General features: G+C 70.5%; 16 protein-coding genes. All 16 read right to left on the bottom strand.

Going from position 1 to position 19,758, the window contains the following annotated elements; translation table 11 throughout:
* Positions 1-84: 84 nt before the first annotated feature.
* Positions 85-1,392, bottom strand: coding sequence for a D-arabinono-1,4-lactone oxidase (locus tag U5C87_RS09315; protein ID WP_330476297.1), 1,308 nt, complete (start codon positions 1,390-1,392; stop codon positions 85-87).
* Between the two features lie 28 nt (positions 1,393-1,420).
* Entirely contained in the window at positions 1,421-2,602 is a 1,182-nt protein-coding gene (locus U5C87_RS09310; RefSeq protein WP_330476296.1) for an alanine racemase, read from the bottom strand.
* Positions 2,603-2,907: 305 nt separating this feature from the next.
* Positions 2,908-3,924 carry a polyprenyl synthetase family protein gene (locus U5C87_RS09305; protein WP_330476295.1) on the bottom strand — a complete coding sequence of 339 codons (1,017 nt, stop codon included), beginning with the start codon at positions 3,922-3,924 and terminating at the stop codon, positions 2,908-2,910.
* 34 nt (positions 3,925-3,958) lie between these two features.
* Entirely contained in the window at positions 3,959-5,572 is a 1,614-nt protein-coding gene (gene nuoN / locus U5C87_RS09300; protein ID WP_330476294.1) for an NADH-quinone oxidoreductase subunit NuoN, read from the bottom strand.
* Positions 5,569-7,170 carry an NADH-quinone oxidoreductase subunit M gene (locus U5C87_RS09295; RefSeq protein WP_330476677.1) on the bottom strand — a complete coding sequence of 534 codons (1,602 nt, stop codon included), beginning with the start codon at positions 7,168-7,170 and terminating at the stop codon, positions 5,569-5,571. The genes nuoN and U5C87_RS09295 overlap by 4 nt, the downstream gene beginning before the upstream one ends.
* 8 nt (positions 7,171-7,178) lie before the next feature.
* Positions 7,179-9,164 (bottom strand): NADH-quinone oxidoreductase subunit L, encoded by a 1,986-nt coding sequence (gene nuoL, locus U5C87_RS09290; protein WP_330476293.1) that lies wholly within the window; start codon positions 9,162-9,164, stop codon positions 7,179-7,181.
* Between the two features lie 15 nt (positions 9,165-9,179).
* The gene (nuoK, locus tag U5C87_RS09285) at positions 9,180-9,470 is read right to left on the bottom strand and encodes an NADH-quinone oxidoreductase subunit NuoK (protein ID WP_373286712.1); all 291 of its coding nucleotides are present in this window, start codon (positions 9,468-9,470) and stop codon (positions 9,180-9,182) included.
* Between the two features lie 5 nt (positions 9,471-9,475).
* Positions 9,476-10,264 carry an NADH-quinone oxidoreductase subunit J gene (locus U5C87_RS09280; protein ID WP_030195963.1) on the bottom strand — a complete coding sequence of 263 codons (789 nt, stop codon included), beginning with the start codon at positions 10,262-10,264 and terminating at the stop codon, positions 9,476-9,478.
* Positions 10,261-11,085, bottom strand: a complete 825-nt coding sequence (nuoI, locus tag U5C87_RS09275; protein WP_330476292.1) for an NADH-quinone oxidoreductase subunit NuoI — start codon at positions 11,083-11,085, stop codon at positions 10,261-10,263. Before nuoI ends, U5C87_RS09280 begins: the two co-directional genes overlap by 4 nt.
* Positions 11,078-12,505, bottom strand: coding sequence for an NADH-quinone oxidoreductase subunit NuoH (gene nuoH / locus U5C87_RS09270; RefSeq protein ID WP_030195933.1), 1,428 nt, complete (start codon positions 12,503-12,505; stop codon positions 11,078-11,080). The genes nuoI and nuoH overlap by 8 nt, the downstream gene beginning before the upstream one ends.
* On the bottom strand, positions 12,502-14,967 hold the full coding sequence (locus tag U5C87_RS09265; protein WP_330476291.1) for an NADH-quinone oxidoreductase subunit G: 2,466 nt from the start codon (positions 14,965-14,967) through the stop codon (positions 12,502-12,504). Before U5C87_RS09265 ends, nuoH begins: the two co-directional genes overlap by 4 nt.
* Positions 14,964-16,295: an NADH-quinone oxidoreductase subunit NuoF gene (gene nuoF, locus U5C87_RS09260; RefSeq protein WP_330476290.1), complete on the bottom strand. Its 1,332-nt coding sequence runs from the start codon at positions 16,293-16,295 to the stop codon at positions 14,964-14,966. Before nuoF ends, U5C87_RS09265 begins: the two co-directional genes overlap by 4 nt.
* On the bottom strand, positions 16,292-17,029 hold the full coding sequence (gene nuoE, locus U5C87_RS09255) for an NADH-quinone oxidoreductase subunit NuoE (RefSeq protein ID WP_330476289.1): 738 nt from the start codon (positions 17,027-17,029) through the stop codon (positions 16,292-16,294). The genes nuoF and nuoE overlap by 4 nt, the downstream gene beginning before the upstream one ends.
* A complete protein-coding gene (locus U5C87_RS09250) occupies positions 17,026-18,414 on the bottom strand; it encodes an NADH-quinone oxidoreductase subunit D (protein ID WP_330476288.1) in 1,389 nt (462 codons plus the stop codon). The genes nuoE and U5C87_RS09250 overlap by 4 nt, the downstream gene beginning before the upstream one ends.
* Entirely contained in the window at positions 18,414-19,196 is a 783-nt protein-coding gene (locus tag U5C87_RS09245) for an NADH-quinone oxidoreductase subunit C (protein WP_330476287.1), read from the bottom strand. Before U5C87_RS09245 ends, U5C87_RS09250 begins: the two co-directional genes overlap by 1 nt.
* The gene (locus U5C87_RS09240) at positions 19,193-19,747 is read right to left on the bottom strand and encodes a NuoB/complex I 20 kDa subunit family protein (protein ID WP_330476286.1); all 555 of its coding nucleotides are present in this window, start codon (positions 19,745-19,747) and stop codon (positions 19,193-19,195) included. Before U5C87_RS09240 ends, U5C87_RS09245 begins: the two co-directional genes overlap by 4 nt.
* Between the last annotated feature and the right edge of the window lie 11 nt (positions 19,748-19,758).

The following is a 19,758-nucleotide window of genomic DNA, read 5'->3' as shown; positions in this document are numbered from 1 at the left end:
GCCCTGCGGCTCGCACGGGAACGACAGCGGACGGCACGCCGGGACGCCTGAGGGCGCACCCGGCATACGTCATCGGGCAGCGGCTCAGGAGCCGAGGACGCGGTCGAGGTAGGGGTTGGCGAAGCGCCGCTCCGGGTCGACGCGGTCGCGCACGGCGAGGAAGTCGTCGAAGCGCGGGTAGACGGTGCGGAGGTAGTCGGCGCCGCGGGTGTGGATCTTGCCCCAGTGCGGCCGGCCGCCGTGGTTGACCGCGATCGCCTCGAAGGCGTCGAAGTAGGCGCCCCGCTCCTGGCGGTGGTACTTGTGGATCGCGACGTAGCAGCTCTGCCGCTCGTAGGCGGTCGAGAGCCAGACGTCGTCCGCGGCCGCCACGCGGCACTCGACGGGGAAGGAGATGCGCTCGTCGTGCGAGTCGACCCACTGGCGCAGCTCGAGCAGCACCTCGGAGAGGCTCGCGCGGGGGAAGGCCCACTCGGACTCCATGAAGCGCACCTCGCGCGCCGTGACGAAGACCCTGTGGGAGCTGTCGGTGTACTGCCGCTCGCTGAGGGCACGCGACGCGACGGCGTTGATGGTCCGCGTCGAGCGCGGCATCCGGGTCGCGACGCGGTTGGTCAGCTCGAAGAAGCGGTTGCTCAGCAGGTCGTCGTCGAGCTTCTCGCGCCACGCCGGCAGGGGCCGCCTGGCCGTGCCCTCCGGGACGCGGTTGTTGCGCTTGGTCAGGACCCGGTCGGTGTGCGGGAACCAGTAGAACTCGAAGTGGTCGTTGGCCTCGGCCGAGACGTCCGCGTGGGCGAGCACCTCCGACAGCGTCTCGGGCCGCTCGACGGCGTGGAGCAGGAAGGCGGGCACGACCGCCACGGTGATCTCGGTGACGATGCCGAGGGCGCCGAGCCCCAGCCGGGCGGCCTGGAAGAGCTCGGGCTCGTGCGTCGGGGAGCACTCGACGACGGACCCGTCGGCCAGCACGATGCGCAGGCCGCGGACTCCGGCGGACAGTCCCGTCAGGCGCAGGCCCGTGCCGTGCGTGCCGGTGCCGATGGCACCCGCAAGGCTCTGCCGGTCGATGTCGCCGAGGTTGGGCAGCGCGCAGCCGAAGGCGGCCAGCTCCTCGTTGAGGACGTGGAGCGGCGTGCCCGCGCGGACGGTCGCCTCACCCCGCGTCGAGTCGATCGACGTGACGCCGGTCAGGGCGCCGAGACGCAGCTGCACGCCGTCGGTGACGGCGACACCGGTGAACGAGTGCCCGGCGCCGATCGCCTTGACCCGCAGGCCTCGTGCGGCCGCTCGGGTGACCTCCTCGACGACCTCCGCCTCGCTGCGGGGTGTCGCCACCCGCGCGAGCTTCGCGGACTCGGTGCCGGCCCAGTTGGACCAGTCGACGCTGCGCACGACGCGACCCGCCACACCACTAGCGCTGTCAGCCAAAACACTGCCCTTCCCCACGATAGGTCGCGGCCCGCCCGACGACCCGGTCGCCTCCGTCGCTGCTGACGAGCGCGAACTCCGTGAAGCGCTCTGCCAGCTCCCCTGCCTTGGCGTGCCGGAACCATATCCGATCTCCCAGTGAGAGCCGGTCGGCGCCGGCCCCCTCGAGGGGCGTCTGCACCTCGCCCGCGCCTTCGCGCCGGATGAGCGAGAGGTCCTGCTCGGCGAGCGGGCTGGGCACCCGGGACCAGCCGGGCGGCCCGGACGCGACGTAGCCGCCGCCGTATGCCGTCACCATCCCTTCGCCGGGCCGGCGCACGACCGGGGCGGCGAAGTAGGCGGCCGGGCGCAGCGACAGCGAGTCGTAGCGGTCGAAGAGGGTGGGGGCGAACAGGCCCGATCCCGCGGCCAGCTCGGTGAGGGAGCTGTCGAGGTGCGTGACGTGCAGGCTGCCGGTGCCGCCGCCGTTGACGACCTCGAGGTCGGCGAGAGCGCGCGCCGCCTCCACCACCTCGGCGCGACGCGCGCGCAGCTCTCCGTCGGAGATCTTCTTCATCTTCCGCACTGCCGGCCCCGAGTCGGGCAGGCCGGCGATCTGGGCGTCGTAGAACATCAGCCCCGCGACGACCAGGCCCCGCTCCTGGGCGCGACGGATGACGGCCTCGACGTCGGCCGGCGTGCGCGTCGGGGACCGGCGCACCCCCATGTGGGCCGGCCCGACGCGCAGTGAGGCGTCGACATCGATCGCGACGCGCAGGCCCTCGTGGGCCGGGACCTCTCGGGCGATGAAGTCGACGTGCTCGACGCTGTCGATCATGACGATGACGGCGCGCGTCAGGGCGGGGTCGGCCGCGAGCTCGGTCAGGGCCGGCACGTCGACGCTCGGGTAGGCGACGAAGAGGTTGTCGTGGCCGCCGCGGGCCCACCACAGGGCCTCGCGCACGGCGTAGCACATGAGCCCCTCGAAGCCGTCCCGCCCGAGGGCCCGCTCGATGAGCGGACGGCTGCGCAGCGACTTGGTCGCGATGCGGATCGGCATGCCGGCAGCGAGCTGGACCAGGGTGGCGGCATTGGCGTCGAAGGCGTCGAGGTCGACGACGGCGAGCGGGCCCGGCAGGTCGGCGGTCGCCGCCGAGAGACGCGCCGCGACAGGCGGCGACAGGCGACGATGCATGCCCTGCACCCTACCGAGCGTCACCCCCGAGGCAACCGTCCGCGGTCCCCCGTCCCACCTGCCGTGCGGACCGAGAAGCCCGAGGCAGAGCGCTCACTCGACGCCCACCACTCGAGTGGCCCCGTCGTCACAACCGCCCCCGTGTGACCACGCGGCCACTCGAATGAGCGGTCCGCCCCAACCACACCACCACACCGGGCGAGACAGATGGGGCCGAGCGCTCACTCGACGCTCGATTCCACTCGAGTGGCCGCGTCGTCACAACCGCCCCCGTGTGACCACGCGGCCACTCGACGGGGAGTGGGTCAGCCGACGCGGTCGACGACGCTCATCGCGAGGGCCTGCAGGGCCTTCTTCGCGTCGCTGTGGGGCAGCGGGTCGAGCAGGGCCTGCGCCTCGCGGGCGACGGCATACGTCTCCTCGCGGGCCTGCGCCAAGGCCGGGTGCGCGCGGAGCAGGCCGAGCGCCTCGGTCAGGGCGGCGTCGTCGGTGAGGTCGCCGTCGAGGAGCTCGAGCAGCCGCGCGTCCGTCGCGTCGGACGGGTCGGCCTGGGCCCGGAAGCGCAGCACGGCGAGCGTGTCGACCCCCTCGCGCAGGTCGGTGCCGGGGATCTTGCCGCTGTCGTCGGCCTCGGACGCGATGTCGATGAGGTCGTCGGCGAGCTGGAAGGCGATGCCGACCTTTTCGCCGTAGGACCGCATGATCTCGACCGTCTCGGGCGAGCCGCCGCTGAACATGACGCCGTAACGTCCGGCGGTCGCGATGAGCACGCCCGTCTTGTCGGCGAGGACCCCGAGGTAGTAGTCGACGGGGTCGACGTCGTCGGGGCAGGCCCGGTCGTCGCGGATCTGGCCGGAGCACAGCCGCACGAAGGTCTGCGCCTGGATGAGCACCGCCTCGGCGCCGAGGCCCGCGACGAGCTCGGACGCCTTGCCGAAGAGCAGGTCGCCGACGAGGATCGCCGTCGAGTTGTCGTAGGCCGTGTTGACCGAGGGCACCCCGCGCCGCACCGTCGCCTCGTCCATGACGTCGTCGTGGTAGAGCGAGGCGAGGTGGGTCAGCTCGACACCGGCAGCGGCGCTGACGACGTCGTCGTTGATCCCGTCGCCGAGCTCGGCCGCGAGCAGGGTCAGCAGCGGCCGGAACCGCTTGCCGCCCGCCTCGACGAGGTGAGCCGAGGCTCCCGCGATGAACGGGTCGTCGTGGTCGACGACCTGCTCGAGCAGGGCGTCGACCCGGGCGAGCCCGTCGCGCAGGCGCTCCGACAGCTCCGCGGTGGCCCCGGGGATCCCGAGGACCGGCGGGGTGGCGTGCGTCGTCATCGAGTCCCGTGACCGTGCTGACGCGTGCGAGCCGTCATCGGACGAACTGCGACGCGCGGTCGGCGAGGTCGAGCAGGGCCGACGGCAGGACACCGAGGGCCAGCGTGATCAGCGTGCCGATGGCGATCGAGAACGTCGTCGACACCGACGGCGTCACGACCTCGACGGCGTCGTCGGGGGCGTCGCTGAAGAACATCAGCACGATGACCCGGGCGTAGACGAAGACCGTGATCGCGCTGCACAGCACACCGACGACCGCGAGCACCGTGCCCGTGGCGCCGCCCGTGCCGACGGCCGCCGAGAAGACGCCGAACTTCGAGACGAAGCCCGAGGTCAGCGGGATGCCGGCGAAGGCGAGCATGAGGAAGGCGAACGCCGCGGCGACGACCGGGTAGCGCTTGCCGAGCCCGGCCCACTGGGACAGGTGCGTGGCCTCGGCGCCGTTCTGGCGCACGAGCGAGACGATGGCGAAAGCCGCGATCGTCGAGAAGCCGTAGGCGACGAGGTAGAAGAGCACCGCGCCGACGGCCTTGCGGTCGAAGGCGAGCACGCCGACGAGGATGAAGCCCGCGTGCGCGATCGAGGAGTAGGCGAGCAGGCGCTTCATGTCGGTCTGCGTGACCGACAGCACCGCGCCGACGACCATCGTCAGCAGCGCGACGAGGACGAGCGCGTTGGTCCACTCCCAGCGGCCGGTGTCGAGGCCGACGTAGGCCAGGCGCAGGATCGCGCCGAACGCGGCGGCCTTGGTGCACGCGGCCATGAAGCCGGTGACCGGCGTCGGGGCGCCCTGGTAGACGTCGGGCGTCCACGCGTGGAACGGCACCGCACCGACCTTGAAGAGCAGGCCGACGAAGACGAGGAACGCACCGGGCAGGAGCAGGCCGTTCATGGCCAGCGGGCCCGCGGCGATCGCCTTGGACAGGTCACCGAAGTAGACCGAGCCGGCGTAGCCGTAGAGCAGCGCCGTGCCGAAGAGGAAGAACGCCGAGCTGAAGGCACCGAGCAGGAAGTACTTCAGCGAGGCCTCCTGCGACAGGAGGCGGCGACGGCGCGCGAGGCCCGAGAGGATGTAGAGCGGCAGCGAGAGCACCTCGAGCGCGACGAACATGCCGATGAGGTCGTTCGTCGTCGGGAAGAGCATCATGCCGAAGATCGCGAACATCGTCAGCGGGAAGACCTCGGAGGTCAGCGCCCCGGCGCGGGCCGCTGCGGTCTCGACGGCCGAGCCCGGCGTCGACGCACCACTCGGGGTGAACGCGTCGGGTCCGACGCCACCGAAGCGCTCGGCCATCGTCAGGACGCCGAGGACACCCATGAGCAGGATCGTGCCCTGCATGAACAGGGCCGGACCGTCGATGGCGAGGGCGAAGAGCTGCCGGTTGGTCGAGCCGTCCGTCAGGCCCATCGTCAGGCCCTGGTGCTTGGCCGCGACGATGATCGACGCGGCTGCCGCGAGCAGGCCCACGACCGAGAGCGTCACCTGGATGGCGTGGCGCCGCTCGCGCGAGGCGAACGCCTCGACGAGGACGCCGATGAGCGCCGTGCCGAAGACGATGAGCAACGGCAGGATCGCGAGGTAGTCGACGTTCGACTGCTGGAACGCTGCGGGAAGCGTGGGCAGCGCCAGCGGAGCGACGGCGGTCACTTCGAGCTCCCTTCGGCCACGGTGCCGGCCGGGTTGAGGTTCGGAATGGCTTTCTGGACGTGCGACAGGGTCTGGTCGACGGCCGGGTTGATCACGTTGAGCGCGAGGTTCGGCAGGAAGCCGAGCACGACGAACGCGGCGATCAGGGGCGCGGCGACGAGCTTCTCGCGCGTCGTCAGGTCACGCACGGCGGTGAGGCCGCGGCGGGCCGGCTCGTCGAGCCGGTCGTGCTCACGCTCGCTCACGAGGCCCTCGGGCTTCGGGCCGGTCATGACCTTCTTGTACATGAGCAGGATGTAGAGCGCGGCGAGGATGATGCCAGCCGTCGCGATGACGGCGGCCACCGGCTGCGTCGGGAAGCTGCCCACGAGGACGGTGAACTCCGAGACGAAGCTCGCCAGGCCCGGCAGGCCGAGGCCCGAGAGGCCCGCGATGAGGAAGATGCCCGCGAGGGCCGGCGTGATCCGCTGCCACCCACCGAAGTCGGGGATGCGCTTGCTCCCCCGACGGCGCACGAGCATCGCCGCGAAGAGGAAGAGCGCCGCGGTCGAGAAGCCGTGGTTGACCATGTAGAGCGTGGAGCCCGCGTGGCCGACGTTCGTGAAGGCGAAGATGCCCAGCACGATGAAGCCGAAGTGGCTGACCGACGTGTAGGACACCAGGCGCATCATGTCGGTCTGGCCGATCGCGAGCAGCGCACCGTAGATGACGGAGATCACCGCGAGGGCCACGACGACGGGGGTCGCCCACTCGCTCGCCTCCGGGAACAGCTGGAGGCAGAAGCGGATCATCCCGAACGTGCCGACCTTGTCGAGCACGCCGACGAGCAGCGTCGCCGTGGCGGGCGAGGACTCGGTGGCGGCGTCGGGCAGCCAGGTGTGGAACGGCACCATCGGCGCCTTTACCGCGAAGGCGAAGAAGAAGCCGACGAAGAGCAGGCGCTCGGTGGTCGGGTCCATCTGCAGACCGGTGAGGCGCTCGATGAGGAAGCCGTCGCTGCCGCCGGGGCCCTGGAGGTACAGGGCGATGACGGCGACGAGCATGATGAGGCCGCCGGCCAGCGAGAAGAGCAGGAACTTCATCGCGGCGTACTGCCGGCGCGGACCGCCGAAGCGACCGATGAGGAAGTAGACCGGGATGAGCATGGCCTCGAAGAAGACGTAGAAGAGGAACACGTCGGTGGCGGCGAACACCCCGACCATGAACGTCTCGAGCACGAGGATGAGCGCGAAGTAGGTCTTGACGCGCTGGCCGCCGCGGGGGCCGGCCTCCTCGGGCACGTCGTGCCAGGCGGCGAGCAGGCAGATCGGCGTCAGGACGAGCGCCATGAGGATGAGCACGAGCGCGATGCCGTCGACGCCGAGGGCGTAGGAGACACCGAACTGCGGGATCCACGAGTGCTGCTCACCGAGCTGGAACTGCTTGCTCGAGGCGCGGTCGAACTGCGTCGCGGCGATGATGCCGACGACGAGCGTGACGAGCGAGAAGCCGATCGCCATCCGCTTGGCGTTCTCGGCGCTCCCCGGCACGAAGGCGACGACGAGCGCACCGACGAGCGGGATGAGGCCGAGGATCGTCAGCCAGGGGACGGTGGACATTGCGGTCATCAGGACATCACCCAAAGAGCACCGAGGATGGCGACGACACCAGCGAGCATCGTCAGGGCATAGGAGCGCGCGAAGCCGTTCTGCAGCTTGCGCAGGCGGGAGCTCGTCCCGCCGACGAGGGCGGCGAGGCCACCGGCCGCACCGTCCACGCCCTTGCTGTCGGCGAAGACGAGCGAGCGCGTGAGGTGGATGCCGGGTCGCATGAGGAGGGCCTCGTTGACCTGGTCCTGGTAGAGGTCCTTGCGGGCGGCCTGCGTGAGCAGCGAGCCCGCCGGGGCCTTGACCGGCACCTCGTCGCGCCAGTAGCGCAGCCACGCGAACGCGGCGCCGCCGGCGACGAGGATGAGGGTCAGGGCCATGAGGACCGGCACCGGGATGACCGGGTGCGCACCTTCCGGCTCGGCGCCGGTGACCGGCTCGAGCCAGGAGGTGAACATCCCCGTCGGGCCGATGATGAGGCCGAGGAAGGCCGAGCCGGCCGCGAGGACGATCATCGGGATGGTCATCAGCTTGGGCGACTCGTGCGGGTGCACGTCGTCGGTCCAGCGCTTCTTGCCGTGGAAGGTCATGAAGAACAGGCGCGACATGTAGAAGGCCGTGACGCCGGCGCCGAGCAGCGCGGCGAGGCCGAAGACCCACGGACGCCAGCCCTCGCCGATGAAGGCGGCCTCGATGATCTTGTCCTTGGACCAGAAGCCCGAGAACGGCGGCACACCGAGGATCGCGAGCCAGCCGAGGGCGAAGGTCGCCCACGTGATCTTCATGGCGCCCGACAGGCCACCGAAGCGGCGCATGTCGACCTGGTCGTTCATGCCGTGCATGACCGAGCCGGCGCCGAGGAACATCCCGGCCTTGAAGAAGCCGTGCGTCAGCAGGTGGAAGATCGCGAACGCGTAGCCGACCGGGCCGAGGCCCGCGGCGAGCATCATGTAGCCGATCTGGCTCATCGTCGAGGCCGCGAGGGCCTTCTTGATGTCGTCCTTGGCGCAGCCGACGATCGCCCCGAAGAGCAGCGTGATGGCGCCGACGATGACGACGACGAGCTGGGCGGTCGGGGCCGCCTCGAAGATCGCCGACGAGCGCACGACGAGGTAGACACCGGCCGTGACCATGGTCGCGGCGTGGATGAGCGCCGACACCGGCGTCGGGCCGGCCATGGCGTCACCGAGCCAGCTCTGGAGCGGGAACTGCGCCGACTTGCCGCAGGCACCGAGGAGCAGCATCAGGCCGATGGCCGTCATGAAGCCCTGGTTGGCGTTGTCGCCGGCCGCGCCGAGCACCGTCTGGAAGTCGACGGCGCCGAAGTGGAAGAACATCAGCATGATCGCGATGGACAGGCCGAAGTCGCCGACGCGGTTGGCGACGAAGGCCTTGTTGGCCGCGGTCGCGTAGGCCGGGTTGTAGTTCCAGAAGCCGATGAGCAGGTAGCTCGCGAGACCGACGCCCTCCCAGCCGACGTAGAGCAGCAGGTAGGAGTTGGCCAGGACGAGCAGCAGCATCGCCGCGACGAAGAGGTTGAGGTAGGCGAAGAACCGGCGCCGGTCGGGGTCGTGCTCCATGTACCCGAGCGAGTACACGTGGATGAGCGAGCCGACGAAGGTGATGAGCAGCACGAAGACCATGGACAGCTGGTCGACGAGCAGCCCCGCGCTCACCTTGAAGGCGCCCGCGGCGACCCAGTCGAACAGGTCGATGCCCACGGCGCGGTCCTCGGCGCCGCGGCCGAGCATCGCGAGGAAGACGAGCGCGCCGACGACGAAGGCGCTCCACGACAGGACCGTTGCGAGCACGGGCCCGAACTTGTCGGTGCGGCGGCCGCCGAGCAGCAGGACGGCGGCGCCGAGCAGCGGCAGCGCGACGAGAAGCCACGCGTATGCCGTCACCCCGCTGGCGGCGTGCGCCTCACCTTCGTGCGTGGCGAGGCCCACGGCATACGTGCTCAGCGTGCTCGGCGAGCTCGCGAGCGTCTGGACGAGAGTTCCCATTCTGGCCGGCGCTCCTTACAGCTTCAGCAGGTTGGCGTCGTCGACCGAGGCCGAGCGGCGGGCGCGGAAGATCGCCATGATGATGGCGAGCCCGACGACGACCTCCGCGGCTGCGACGACCATGACGAACAGAGCCATGACCTGCCCGTCGAGGGCGCCGTGCATCCGGGAGAAGGTGACGAGGGCGAGGTTGGTCGCGTTGAGCATGAGCTCGACACCCATGAAGACGATGATCGCGTTGCGTCGGATCAGCACGGCGGCCGCGCCGATCGCGAAGAGCAGCACCGCGAGGTAGACGTAGTGCATCGGGCTCACTTGGACCGACCCTCCTCGATCTCGCGCTCCATGTGGCGCTCGACGTCCTTGAAGCCGTCGGCGGTCGCGACCTGGTCGCGCGCCACGAGGACGCGCGAGACGGACAGGTCGCTCGGCGTGCCGTCGGGCAGCAGCGCCGGGGTGTCGACCGCGTTGTGGCGGGCGTAGACACCGGGCGCGGGCAGGCCCGCGACGTTCTTGTTGTCGCGGACGCGCTTGGCGGCCCACTCGGCCTGGGTGATGCGCGGCGTCAGGCGCTCGCGGTGCGCGAGCACCATGGCGCCGAGGGCTGCCGTGATGAGCAGCGCGGAGGTGACCTCGAAGATCCAGACGTACTGGCCGAAGATCAGCTCGGCGAGGCCGGTCACGTTGCCGGTCTCGGCGTTGGTCGAGACGACCTTGTCCATGCCGGCCTGCACGCTCTGCTCGTCGATGACGACGCGGCCGAGCGAGAAGACGAGGATGCCGGCGAGACCGACGACGAGCAGCAGGGAGGCCCAGCGCTGGCCCTTGATCGTCTCGACGATCGAGTCGGACGAGTCGACGCCGACGAGCATAAGGACGAAGAGGAAGAGCATCATCACGGCGCCGGTGTAGACGAACACCTGCACGATCCCGAGGAAGTCGGCCTTCTGCATGATGTAGAAGATCCCGAGGATCACCATGACGAGCGCCATGCCGAGGGCGGCGTGGACGGCCTTCTTGGCGAAGAGCAGGCCCAGCGCGGCGACGACCGCGATCGGGGCGAGCAGCCAGAAGCCGACGGCTTCGGCGGTGGAGGTCACGGGTTGGCCCCTTCCCTGGTCTCGGGCGCGGTCGGGTGGCTCGAGTGCACGAGGTCGTGGACCCCGGTCACCGCAGCACCGACGTTGCCCGGTCGGTCGGCGTATGCGTCGTCGTCGTCATCGGCGCCGTCGCGGGCATCGCGGGCGTCGACGTAGGCACGCTGCGCGGCCGTGGGCTCGCTGACCTTGCCCTGGTAGTAGTCGCGCTCCTCGAGCCCGTCGGACATCGGGAACGGCGGCGGGAGCATGCCGCTCTGCAGCGGCGCGAGCAACTGGTCCTTGGTGAAGATCAGCTTGCCGCGGTCGTTGTCGGCCAGCTCGTAGAAGTTCGTCATCGTCAGGGCGCGCGTCGGGCAGGCCTCGATGCACAGGCCGCAGAAGATGCAGCGCAGGTAGTTGATCTGGTAGACGCGGCCGTAGCGCTCGCCGGGGCTGAAGCGGCCCTTGCCACCCTGCTCGAGCGGGGTGTCGTCGTTGTCGGCGCCCTCGACGAGGATCGCGTCCGCGGGGCAGGCCCACGCGCACAGCTCGCAGCCGATGCACTTCTCGAGGCCGTCCGGGTAGCGGTTGAGCTGGTGGCGGCCGTGGAAGCGCGGCGCCGTGGGGCGCGGCTTCTCGGGGTACTCCTCGGTGGCGACCTTGCGGAACATCGTCGAGAACGACACCCCGAAGCCGGCCACGGGCGCGAAGAGCTCGGACAGGAAGCCCTTCTCGCGCTCGTCGCCGCCGGAACGCTGGTCACGCGGGGCGCCGACCTCCGAGCCCTTGCCGGTGGCGGGGCTCTGGGGCGACACGTCCTTGCCGACGGTGTCGTCAGCCATGGTCCTCCTCCTTGACGGCGGTCGAGGTGCTCGGGCTGGCAGTGCTTGAGGCGCTGGCGGTCGTCAGGACCGGCTCGCGCGACGACGCGAGGCGCGGCGTCGGCTCGGCGAGGCGCTGACCCGGCAGGGGCGGCACGGGGTAGCCGTCCTGGAACGGGTCGATCTCCTCCGGCGGGGCCTCGTCCTCGGCGGCGGCGCGGGCAGCACGCTTGTCGTCCCAGATCCAGGCGGCGGCCAGCGCGATGACGGCGACGATGCTGACGATGACGACGGTCGCGACGGACAGCTCGCGGCCGGCGAAGGTCAGCTTGCTGTCACCGAGAAAGCCGAGCTGCGCGCCGCGGATGAACGCGACGGCGACGACCCACGCCAAGGTGATCGGGATGAGGAACTTCCAGCCGAAGCGCATGAACTGGTCGTAGCGCACACGCGGCAGCGAGCCACGCAGCCAGACGAAGAGGAACATGAAGAGCCACAGCTTGGCGGTGAACCACAGCAGGCCCCACCAGCCGCCGCCGAACATGTTGTCGTTGATCGCCGAGATGAACGGCGGAGCCTGCCAGCCACCGAGGAACAGCGTGGTGGCCAGGGCCGAGACGGTGAACATGTTGACGTACTCGCCGAGGAAGAACATCGCGAAGCGCATCGAGGAGTACTCGGTGTGGAAGCCACCGGTCAGCTCGCCCTCGCCCTCGGCGAGGTCGAAGGGCAGACGGTTGGTCTCGCCGACCATGGTGATGACGTAGACGGCGAAGCTGAAGAACGCCGGCAGGATGTACCAGAGCGAGCTCTGCGCCGAGACGATGGCCGAGGTCGACATCGAGCCGCTGTAGAGGAAGATCGCGACGAGCGAGAGGCCCATGGCGATCTCGTAGCTGATGACCTGGGCGGTCGAGCGCAGGCCACCGAGCAGCGGGTACGTCGAGCCGGAGCTCCACCCGGCGAGGATGATGCCGTAGACGCCGACCGAGGCGACGGCCAGCACGAGCAGCACGGCGACGGGGACGTCGGTCACCTGCAGCGGCGTCTCGTGGCCGAACATCGACACGGTGCCGCCGACCGGGATGATCGCGAACGACACGAAGGCCATCGTCGCGGCGATGAGCGGCGCGAGGGTGTAGATGAGCTTCTCGGCGTTGGCCGGCGTGATGTCTTCCTTGAGCATCGACTTCATGCCGTCGGCGAGGGTCTGGAGCAGGCCGAACGGGCCGTTGCGGTTCGGGCCCGGGCGCTGCTGCATGCGGCCGATGACGCGGCGCTCGAACCAGATGACGAGCAGCGTCGAGATGAGCAGGTAGACGAAGATGCCGACGGCCTTGATCAGGGCCAGCCACCACGGGGTGTCGCTGAAGTCCGCCGTGGGGTTCTCGGTCATGGGCAGCGCGGCCGCCACCCCGTATGCGGTCAGGCCGAGGCTCATGCCGCACCACCCTTCGTGACGTGGACGCGGCCACCGGCATCGGTGCCGAGGCCGGCTCGGACGGAGCAGTCCTTCGAGTTGGTCGGGAGCCACACGACGCCGTCGACCATGCCCTCGACGACCTCCGCCGGCAGCGTGACGCTGCCCGCCGGACCGGCGACGGTGACGTGGTCGTCCTCGGCCAGGCCGAGGGAGGCGGCCGACGCGGCGGACAGCCGGGCGACGGCCCGCGGTGCGGTGCCGGCGAGGAACGGCTCGCCGTCCTGCATGCGACCGGCGTCGAGGAGCGTCGCCCACGTGGACAGGACGAAGTCGCCGCTGCCGTCGGGCGCCCCGGCGGCGCGGTTGCCCTCGGGAGCGACCGTGGCACGGGCGCCGCCCCACGGGCCGAGCGCCTCGAACTGGGCGTGGATCTCGCGCTGGGTGCGGGTCTCGAGGAAGACGCCCATCTCGCTGGCGAGCATGTCGAGCGCACGGTGGTCGCTCACGGCGTTGCTCTCGAGCGCCTCCTCGAAGGCGCGGACGCGGCCCTCCCAGTTGACGTAGGTGCCGGTCTTCTCGGCCTGCGGCGCGACGGGCAGCACGACGTCGGCGACGGCGGTGACGGGCGACTCGCGCAGCTCGAGGGAGACGACGAACGCCTTCTCGAGGGCAGCAGCGGCAGCCGGGTCACCGAGGTCGGACGGGTCCACGCCACCGACGAGCAGGGCCTCGATCTCGCCCGCGGCGGCGGCCGCGACGATGCCGGCCGTGTCGCGAGCCGGCGTGGCCGGGACGTGGTCGACGTCCCAGGCGCGGGCGACCTCGGCACGGGCCGCGGCGTCGGCGACGGGGCGGCCTCCGGGCAGGAGCGCACCGAGCGCACCGGCCTCGAGCGCACCGCGCTCCCCCGCCCGACGCGGCACCCACGCGAGGCGGGCACCGGTGGCGGCGGACAGGTCGGCCGCGGCACGCAGCGCACCGGGCGAGGTGGCGAGGCGCTCACCGACGAGGATGATGCCTCCGCCGGCGAGGGCCTCGCGGGCGGGGCCCGCGAGCTCGGCCAGGGCAGCGGCCTCGTGGCCGGGGACGGTCGGCAGCAGGGTGCCACCGAGCTTGGTCAGGCCGCGCGTCTCGTGCGAGCTCACGGCATACACCTGCGTCTTGTGCTTGCGGAAGGCCTTGCGCAGGCGCAGGAAGACGATGGGGCTCTCGTCCTCGGGCTCGAAGCCGACGAGCAGGACGGCCGGAGCCTTCTCGAGGTCGGCGTAGGTGACCGAGCCGGCCTCGGGGCCGGTCGCGACGACGTGCTCGGCCAGGAAGGCGACCTCCTCGGCCGAGTGCGGGCGCGAGCGGAAGTCGACGTCGTTGGTGCCGAGCACGACGCGCGCGAACTTGCCGTAGGCGTAGGCGTCCTCGGCCGACACGCGACCGCCGACGAGCACACCGGCGCGCTTGCCGGCCAGGCCTGCCGCGGCGACGGCGAGGGCCTCGGGCCAGCCGACGACCTTGAGCTCGCCGTCGGCGCCACGCACCATCGGCAGCTCGACGCGGTCGGGCAGCGTGGCGTAGGTGAAGGCCCAGCGACCCTTGTCGCAGTTCCACTCCTCGTTGACCGCCTGGTCCTCGGCAGCCATCCGCCGCAGCACGACGCCGCGGCGGTGGTCGGTGCGGATGGCGCAGCCGCTCGCACAGTGCTCGCAGACCGACGGCGTCGACACGAGGTCGAACGGCCGGCTGCGGAAGCGGTAGGCCGCGCCGGTCAGGGCGCCGACCGGGCAGATCTGGACGGTGTTGCCCGAGAAGTAGCTCTCGAAGGGCTTGTCCTCGTAGATGCCGACCTGCTGGAGCGCACCGCGCTCGACGAGCGCGATGAAGGGGTCGCCGGCGACCTGGTCGGAGAAGCGGGTGCACCGGGCGCAGAGCACGCAGCGCTCACGGTCGAGCAGCACCTGCGAGGAGATGTTGATCGGCTTGGGGTAGGTGCGCTTGACGTCCTCGAAGCGCGACACCGGCCGCCCGTTGCTCATGGCCTGGTTCTGCAGGGGGCACTCGCCGCCCTTGTCGCAGACCGGGCAGTCGAGCGGGTGGTTGATGAGGAGCAGCTCCATGACGCCGTGCTGCGCCTTGTCGGCGACCTTGGAGGTGTGCTGCGTGTTGACGACCATGCCCTCGGACACGGTCATCGTGCAGGACGCCTGCGGCTTGGGCATCGGGCGGACGTTGCCCTCGCGGTCCGGCATCGCCACGTCGACGAGGCACTGGCGGCACGCGCCGACCGGGTCGAGCAGCGGGTGGTCGCAGAAGCGCGGGATCTCGATGCCGACGGTCTCGGCCGCGCGGATGACGAGCGTGCCCTTGGGCACGCTGACGGGCACGCCGTCGATCGTCAGGCCGACGTGGTCCGGGTTCGGGGGCACCTGCGCGTTGCCGCCCTTGTCGACGGCGTTGCCGCCTGCGGACGGTGAGGTCGTGACGGTCATGCGGACACCATCCCGCTGGACTCCTTGGTCTGGACAGGGAAGAGGACCGACTTCTCCGGCGGGAACAGCTCGTGGGCCGGCGTGTGCATGCCGGCCTCGAACTCCTCGCGGAAGTACTGGACGGCCGAGGTGATCGGGCTCGTGGCCGCGTCACCGAGGGCACAGAAGCTGCGGCCGAGGATGTTGTCGCAGATGTCGACGAGCTTGTCGATGTCGTCCTGCGTCCCCTGGCCCGCCTCGATGCGGTTCATGATCTGGCGCAGCCACCACGTGCCCTCACGGCACGGGGTGCACTTGCCGCACGACTCGTGGGCGTAGAAGTCGGTCCACCGGGCGACGGCGCGCACGACCGAGACGGTCTCGTCGAAGACCTGCAGCGCGCGCGTGCCGAGCATCGAGCCGGCCGCTGCGACCGAGTCGAAGTCGAGCGGCACGTCGAGGTGCTCGTCGGTGAAGATCGGCGTCGAGCTGCCACCGGGCGTCCAGAACTTCAGCTTGCGGCCGCCGCGCATGCCACCCGCGAGCTCGATGAGCTCGCGCATGGTGATGCCGAGCGGGGCCTCGAACTGGCCGGGGTTGGTGACGTGGCCGGAGAGGCTGAAGATGCCGAAGCCCGTGGACTTCTCGGTGCCCATGCCCTTGAACCAGTCGGAGCCCTCGAGGATGATCCCGGGTACCGAGGCGATCGACTCGACGTTGTTGACCGACGTCGGTCGGGCGTAGAGGCCGGCGGCGCCGGGGAACGGCGGCTTGAGGCGCGGCTGGCCGCGGCGACCCTCGAGCGAGTCGAGCAGGGCCGTCTCCTCACCGCAGATGTAGGCGCCGGCGCCGGCGTGCACGGTGATGTCGACCTTGACGCCCTTGCCGCCGACGTTGTCACCGAGGTGACCCGCGGCGCGGGCCTCCTCGACGGCGCGCAGCAGGCGGCGGTAGACGTGGACGACCTCACCACGGAGGTAGATGAAGGCGTGCTCGCAGCCGATGGCGTACGAGGCGATGATGACGCCCTCGATGAGCGCGTGCGGGTTGGCCATCATGAGCGGCACGTCCTTGCACGTGCCCGGCTCGGACTCGTCGGCGTTGACGACGAGGTAGCGCGGACCGCCGTCGGGCGGGCTCATGAACGACCACTTCATGCCGGTCGGGAAGCCGGCGCCTCCGCGGCCACGGATGCTGGAGTCCTTGACGGCGTCGATGATCGCCTGCGGCTCCATGTCGAGCGCCTTGGTGAGGGCCTTGTAGCCGTCGTGGCGCTCGTACGTCGCGAGGGTCCAGGACTGCGGGTCGTCCCAGAACTTCGTGAGGATCGGGGTCAGGGTGTCGGTCACTTCGATCCGTCCTTCCCGTCGGCGCTGCCGGAGCCGGGGGCGACCCAGCCGCGCTCGTTGGCGATCCTGAGGCCGAGCAGGGACGCCGGGCCGGCGCCCACGCCCTCGTCGGCGCGACCGTCCTCGAAGCCCGCGAGCACCCGCGAGACCTCCTTGAACGTGCAGACCTTGGCGGCGCCGCGCGTCGGCGCGACGTCCTTGCCGGCGCGGAGGTCCTCGACGAGGCCGATCGTGCTCTCGGGCGTCTGGTTGTCGAAGAACTCCCAGTTGGCCATGACGACGGGCGCGTAGTCGCACGCGGCGTTGCACTCGACGCGCTCGAGGGTGATCTTGCCGTCCTCGGTCGTCTCGTCGTGGCCGATGCCGAGGTGCTCGGAGAGCCGGTCGAAGATCAGGTCGCCGCCCATGATGGCGCACAGCGTGTTGGTGCAGACGCCGACGGTGTAGTCACCGTTGGGGTGGCGCTTGTACTGCGTGTAGAAGGTGGCGACGCCGCTCACCTCGGCCTCGGTGAGGTCGAGCACCTCAGCGCAGAAGCTGACGCCGCGGCCCGTGACGTAGCCGTCGACGGACTGCACGAGGTGCAGCAGCGGCAGCAGCGCCGAGCGCTTCTGCGGGTAGCGCGAGATGACCTCGGCGGCGTCGACGTGCAGCTTCTCGAGGACGTCGGCGGCATAGGGCGCCTTCGACTCCGGGCTGACGTGCAGGTGGCCTGAAGCGTCGTGGCCGCTCAACGGTCCACACCTCCCATGACGGGGTCGATCGAGGCCACGGCGACGATGACGTCGGCGATCTGGCTGCCTTCGCACATCGCGGCCACGGCCTGCAGGTTGTTGAAGCTCGGGTCGCGGAAGTGCGCGCGGTAGGGGCGAGTGCCGCCGTCGGAGACGACGTGGCAGCCCAGCTCACCCTTGGGCGACTCGATGCCGACGTACGCCTGGCCTGCCGGCACCCGGAAGCCCTCGGTGACGAGCTTGAAGTGGTGGATCAGGGACTCCATCGAGGTGCCCATGATCTCGCGGATGTGGTCGAGGCTGTTGCCGAGGCCGTCACTGCCCAGCGCGAGCTGCGCCGGCCAAGCGATCTTCTTGTCGGCGACCATGACCGGGCCCTCGTTCGCCTGGAGGCGGTCGGTGGCCTGCTCGATGATCTTCAGCGACTCGTACATCTCGTCGATGCGGATGCGCAGGCGGCCGTAGGCGTCCTGGCTCGTGCGGGTCTTGACCTCGAAGTCGTAGGTCTCGTAGCCGCAGTACGGGTCGAGCTTGCGCAGGTCGTGCGGCAGGCCGGTCGAGCGGAGCACCGGGCCGGTGATGCCGAGCGCCATGCAGCCGGCGAGGTTGAGCACACCCACGTCGACCGTGCGGCCCTTGAGGATGGGGTTCTCGTTGAGGAGCGCCTCGAGCTCGCCGAGGCCGCGACGGACCTCGGGGACCATCTCGCGCAGCGCGTCGATGCAGCCGGGCGGCAGGTCCTGCGCCACGCCGCCGGGACGGATGTAGGCGTTGTTCATGCGCAGGCCGGTCACCATCTCGATGACGCGCAGCAGGCGCTCGCGCTCGCGGAAGGCGACGGTCATGACGGTCGTCGCGCCCATCTCCATGCCACCGGTGCCGAGGCAGATGAGGTGGCTGCTGATGCGCGTCATCTCCATCATGAGGACGCGGATGACGTTGGCACGCTCGGGGATGTCGTCGGTGATGCCGAGCAGCTTCTCGATCGCGAGGCAGTAGGCCGCCTCCTGGAACATGGGCGTGAGGTAGTCCATGCGCGTGCAGAACGTGACGCCCTGCACCCAGGTGCGGTACTCCATGTTCTTCTCGATGCCGGTGTGGAGGTAGCCGATGCCCGCGCGGGCCTCGGTCACCGTCTCGCCGTCGATCTCGAGGATGAGTCGGAGCACGCCGTGCGTCGACGGGTGCTGCGGCCCCATGTTGACGACGATGCGCTCCTCGCCGAGCGAGGTGGCCTCGTCGACGAGGTCGTTCCAGTCGCCGCCGGCGGCGTTGAAGACGTGGGCGCCCTCGCTGGCCTGCTCGTCGGCCACGGACGTGGCGTAGACGTCGTTGGCGCCGGCGTCCGGCACCTCGGTCTGGGTGAACTCGGTGTGCGTGCTCATCAGTTGTACGACCTCCGCTGGTCCGGCGGCGGGACGGTGGCGCCCTTGTACTCGACGGGGATGCCGCCGAGAGGGTAGTCCTTCCGCTGCGGGTGGCCCGGCCAGTCGTCGGGCATGAGGATTCGGGTGAGGGCCGGGTGGCCGTCGAACTCGATGCCGAACATGTCCCACGTCTCGCGCTCGTGCCAGTCGTTGGCCGGGTAGATCGAGACGATCGACGGGATGTGGCGGTCGTCGTCGGGGCAGCTGACCTCGACGCGGACCCGCCGGCCGCCGTGGGTGATCGACAGGAAGTGGTAGACCGCGTGCAGCTCCTCGCCGGCGCGGTTCGGGTAGTGCACGCCCGAGACGCCGGTGACGATCTCGAAGCGCAGCGAGGCGTCGTCGCGCAGGACGCGCGCCACCGCGGGCAGGTGCTCGCGGCGGACGTGGATCGTCATCTCGCCGCGGTCGATGACGACGCGGTCGACGGCCTCGGCGTAGGAGGCGGTGCCGCCCACGAGGCCACGCTCGAGGTTGTCGGCGATCTCGTCGAAGTAGCCGCCGTAGGGCCGCTCGGACGCGCCGGCGACGAGGATCGGGCGGACGAGGCCGCCGTAGCCGGTCGTGTCGGCGCCCTGGGTCGCGCCGAACATGCCGTGGCGCACGCCGACGACCTCGGGCTCGGTGGGGGTGCGCTCCTGGGCCAGCTCGACCTCGTGCGGCGTCAGGCCGGAGGACTGGTCCTTGGTCGTGTCGGCGTTCACGGCGCCCTTGTCGTCGTTCTTGTCGCCGTCGCTCATGCGAGCAGGCCCTTCATCTGGTGCGTCGGGGTCGCGGAGAGCGCGGCGGCCTCGGCGGCCTTGGCCGCCTCGACGCGGTTGACGCCGAGGGGCGAGGTCTCGATCTGGTGGTGCAGCTCGATGATCGCGTTGAGCAGCATCTGCGGCCGCGGCGGGCAGCCGGGCAGGTAGATGTCGACCGGGATGATGTGGTCGACGCCCTGGACGATGGCGTAGTTGTTGAACATGCCCCCCGAGCTGGCGCAGACGCCCATCGAGATGACCCACTTGGGGTTGGGCATCTGGTCGTAGACCTGGCGCACGACGGGCGCCATCTTCTGGCTCACGCGACCGGCCACGATCATCAGGTCGGCCTGGCGCGGCGTCGCCGAGAAGCGCTCCATGCCGAACCGGGCGATGTCGTAGTCGGGCGTGCCCACGGCCATCATCTCGATGGCGCAGCAGGCGAGGCCGAACGTGGCCGGCCAGATCGAGGCCTTGCGCATGTAGCCGGCGAGACCCTCGACGGTCGAGAGCAGGAACCCGGCTGGGAGCTTCTCTTCGAGACCCATTGCTTACTCCT

The organism is Terrabacter sp. C0L_2, from assembly GCF_036352015.1.
GTDB classification, from domain to species: domain Bacteria; phylum Actinomycetota; class Actinomycetes; order Actinomycetales; family Dermatophilaceae; genus Terrabacter; species Terrabacter tumescens.
The sequence above is the reverse complement of the archived record's forward strand: the minus strand, read 5'-3'. Positions and strand labels throughout refer to the sequence as shown.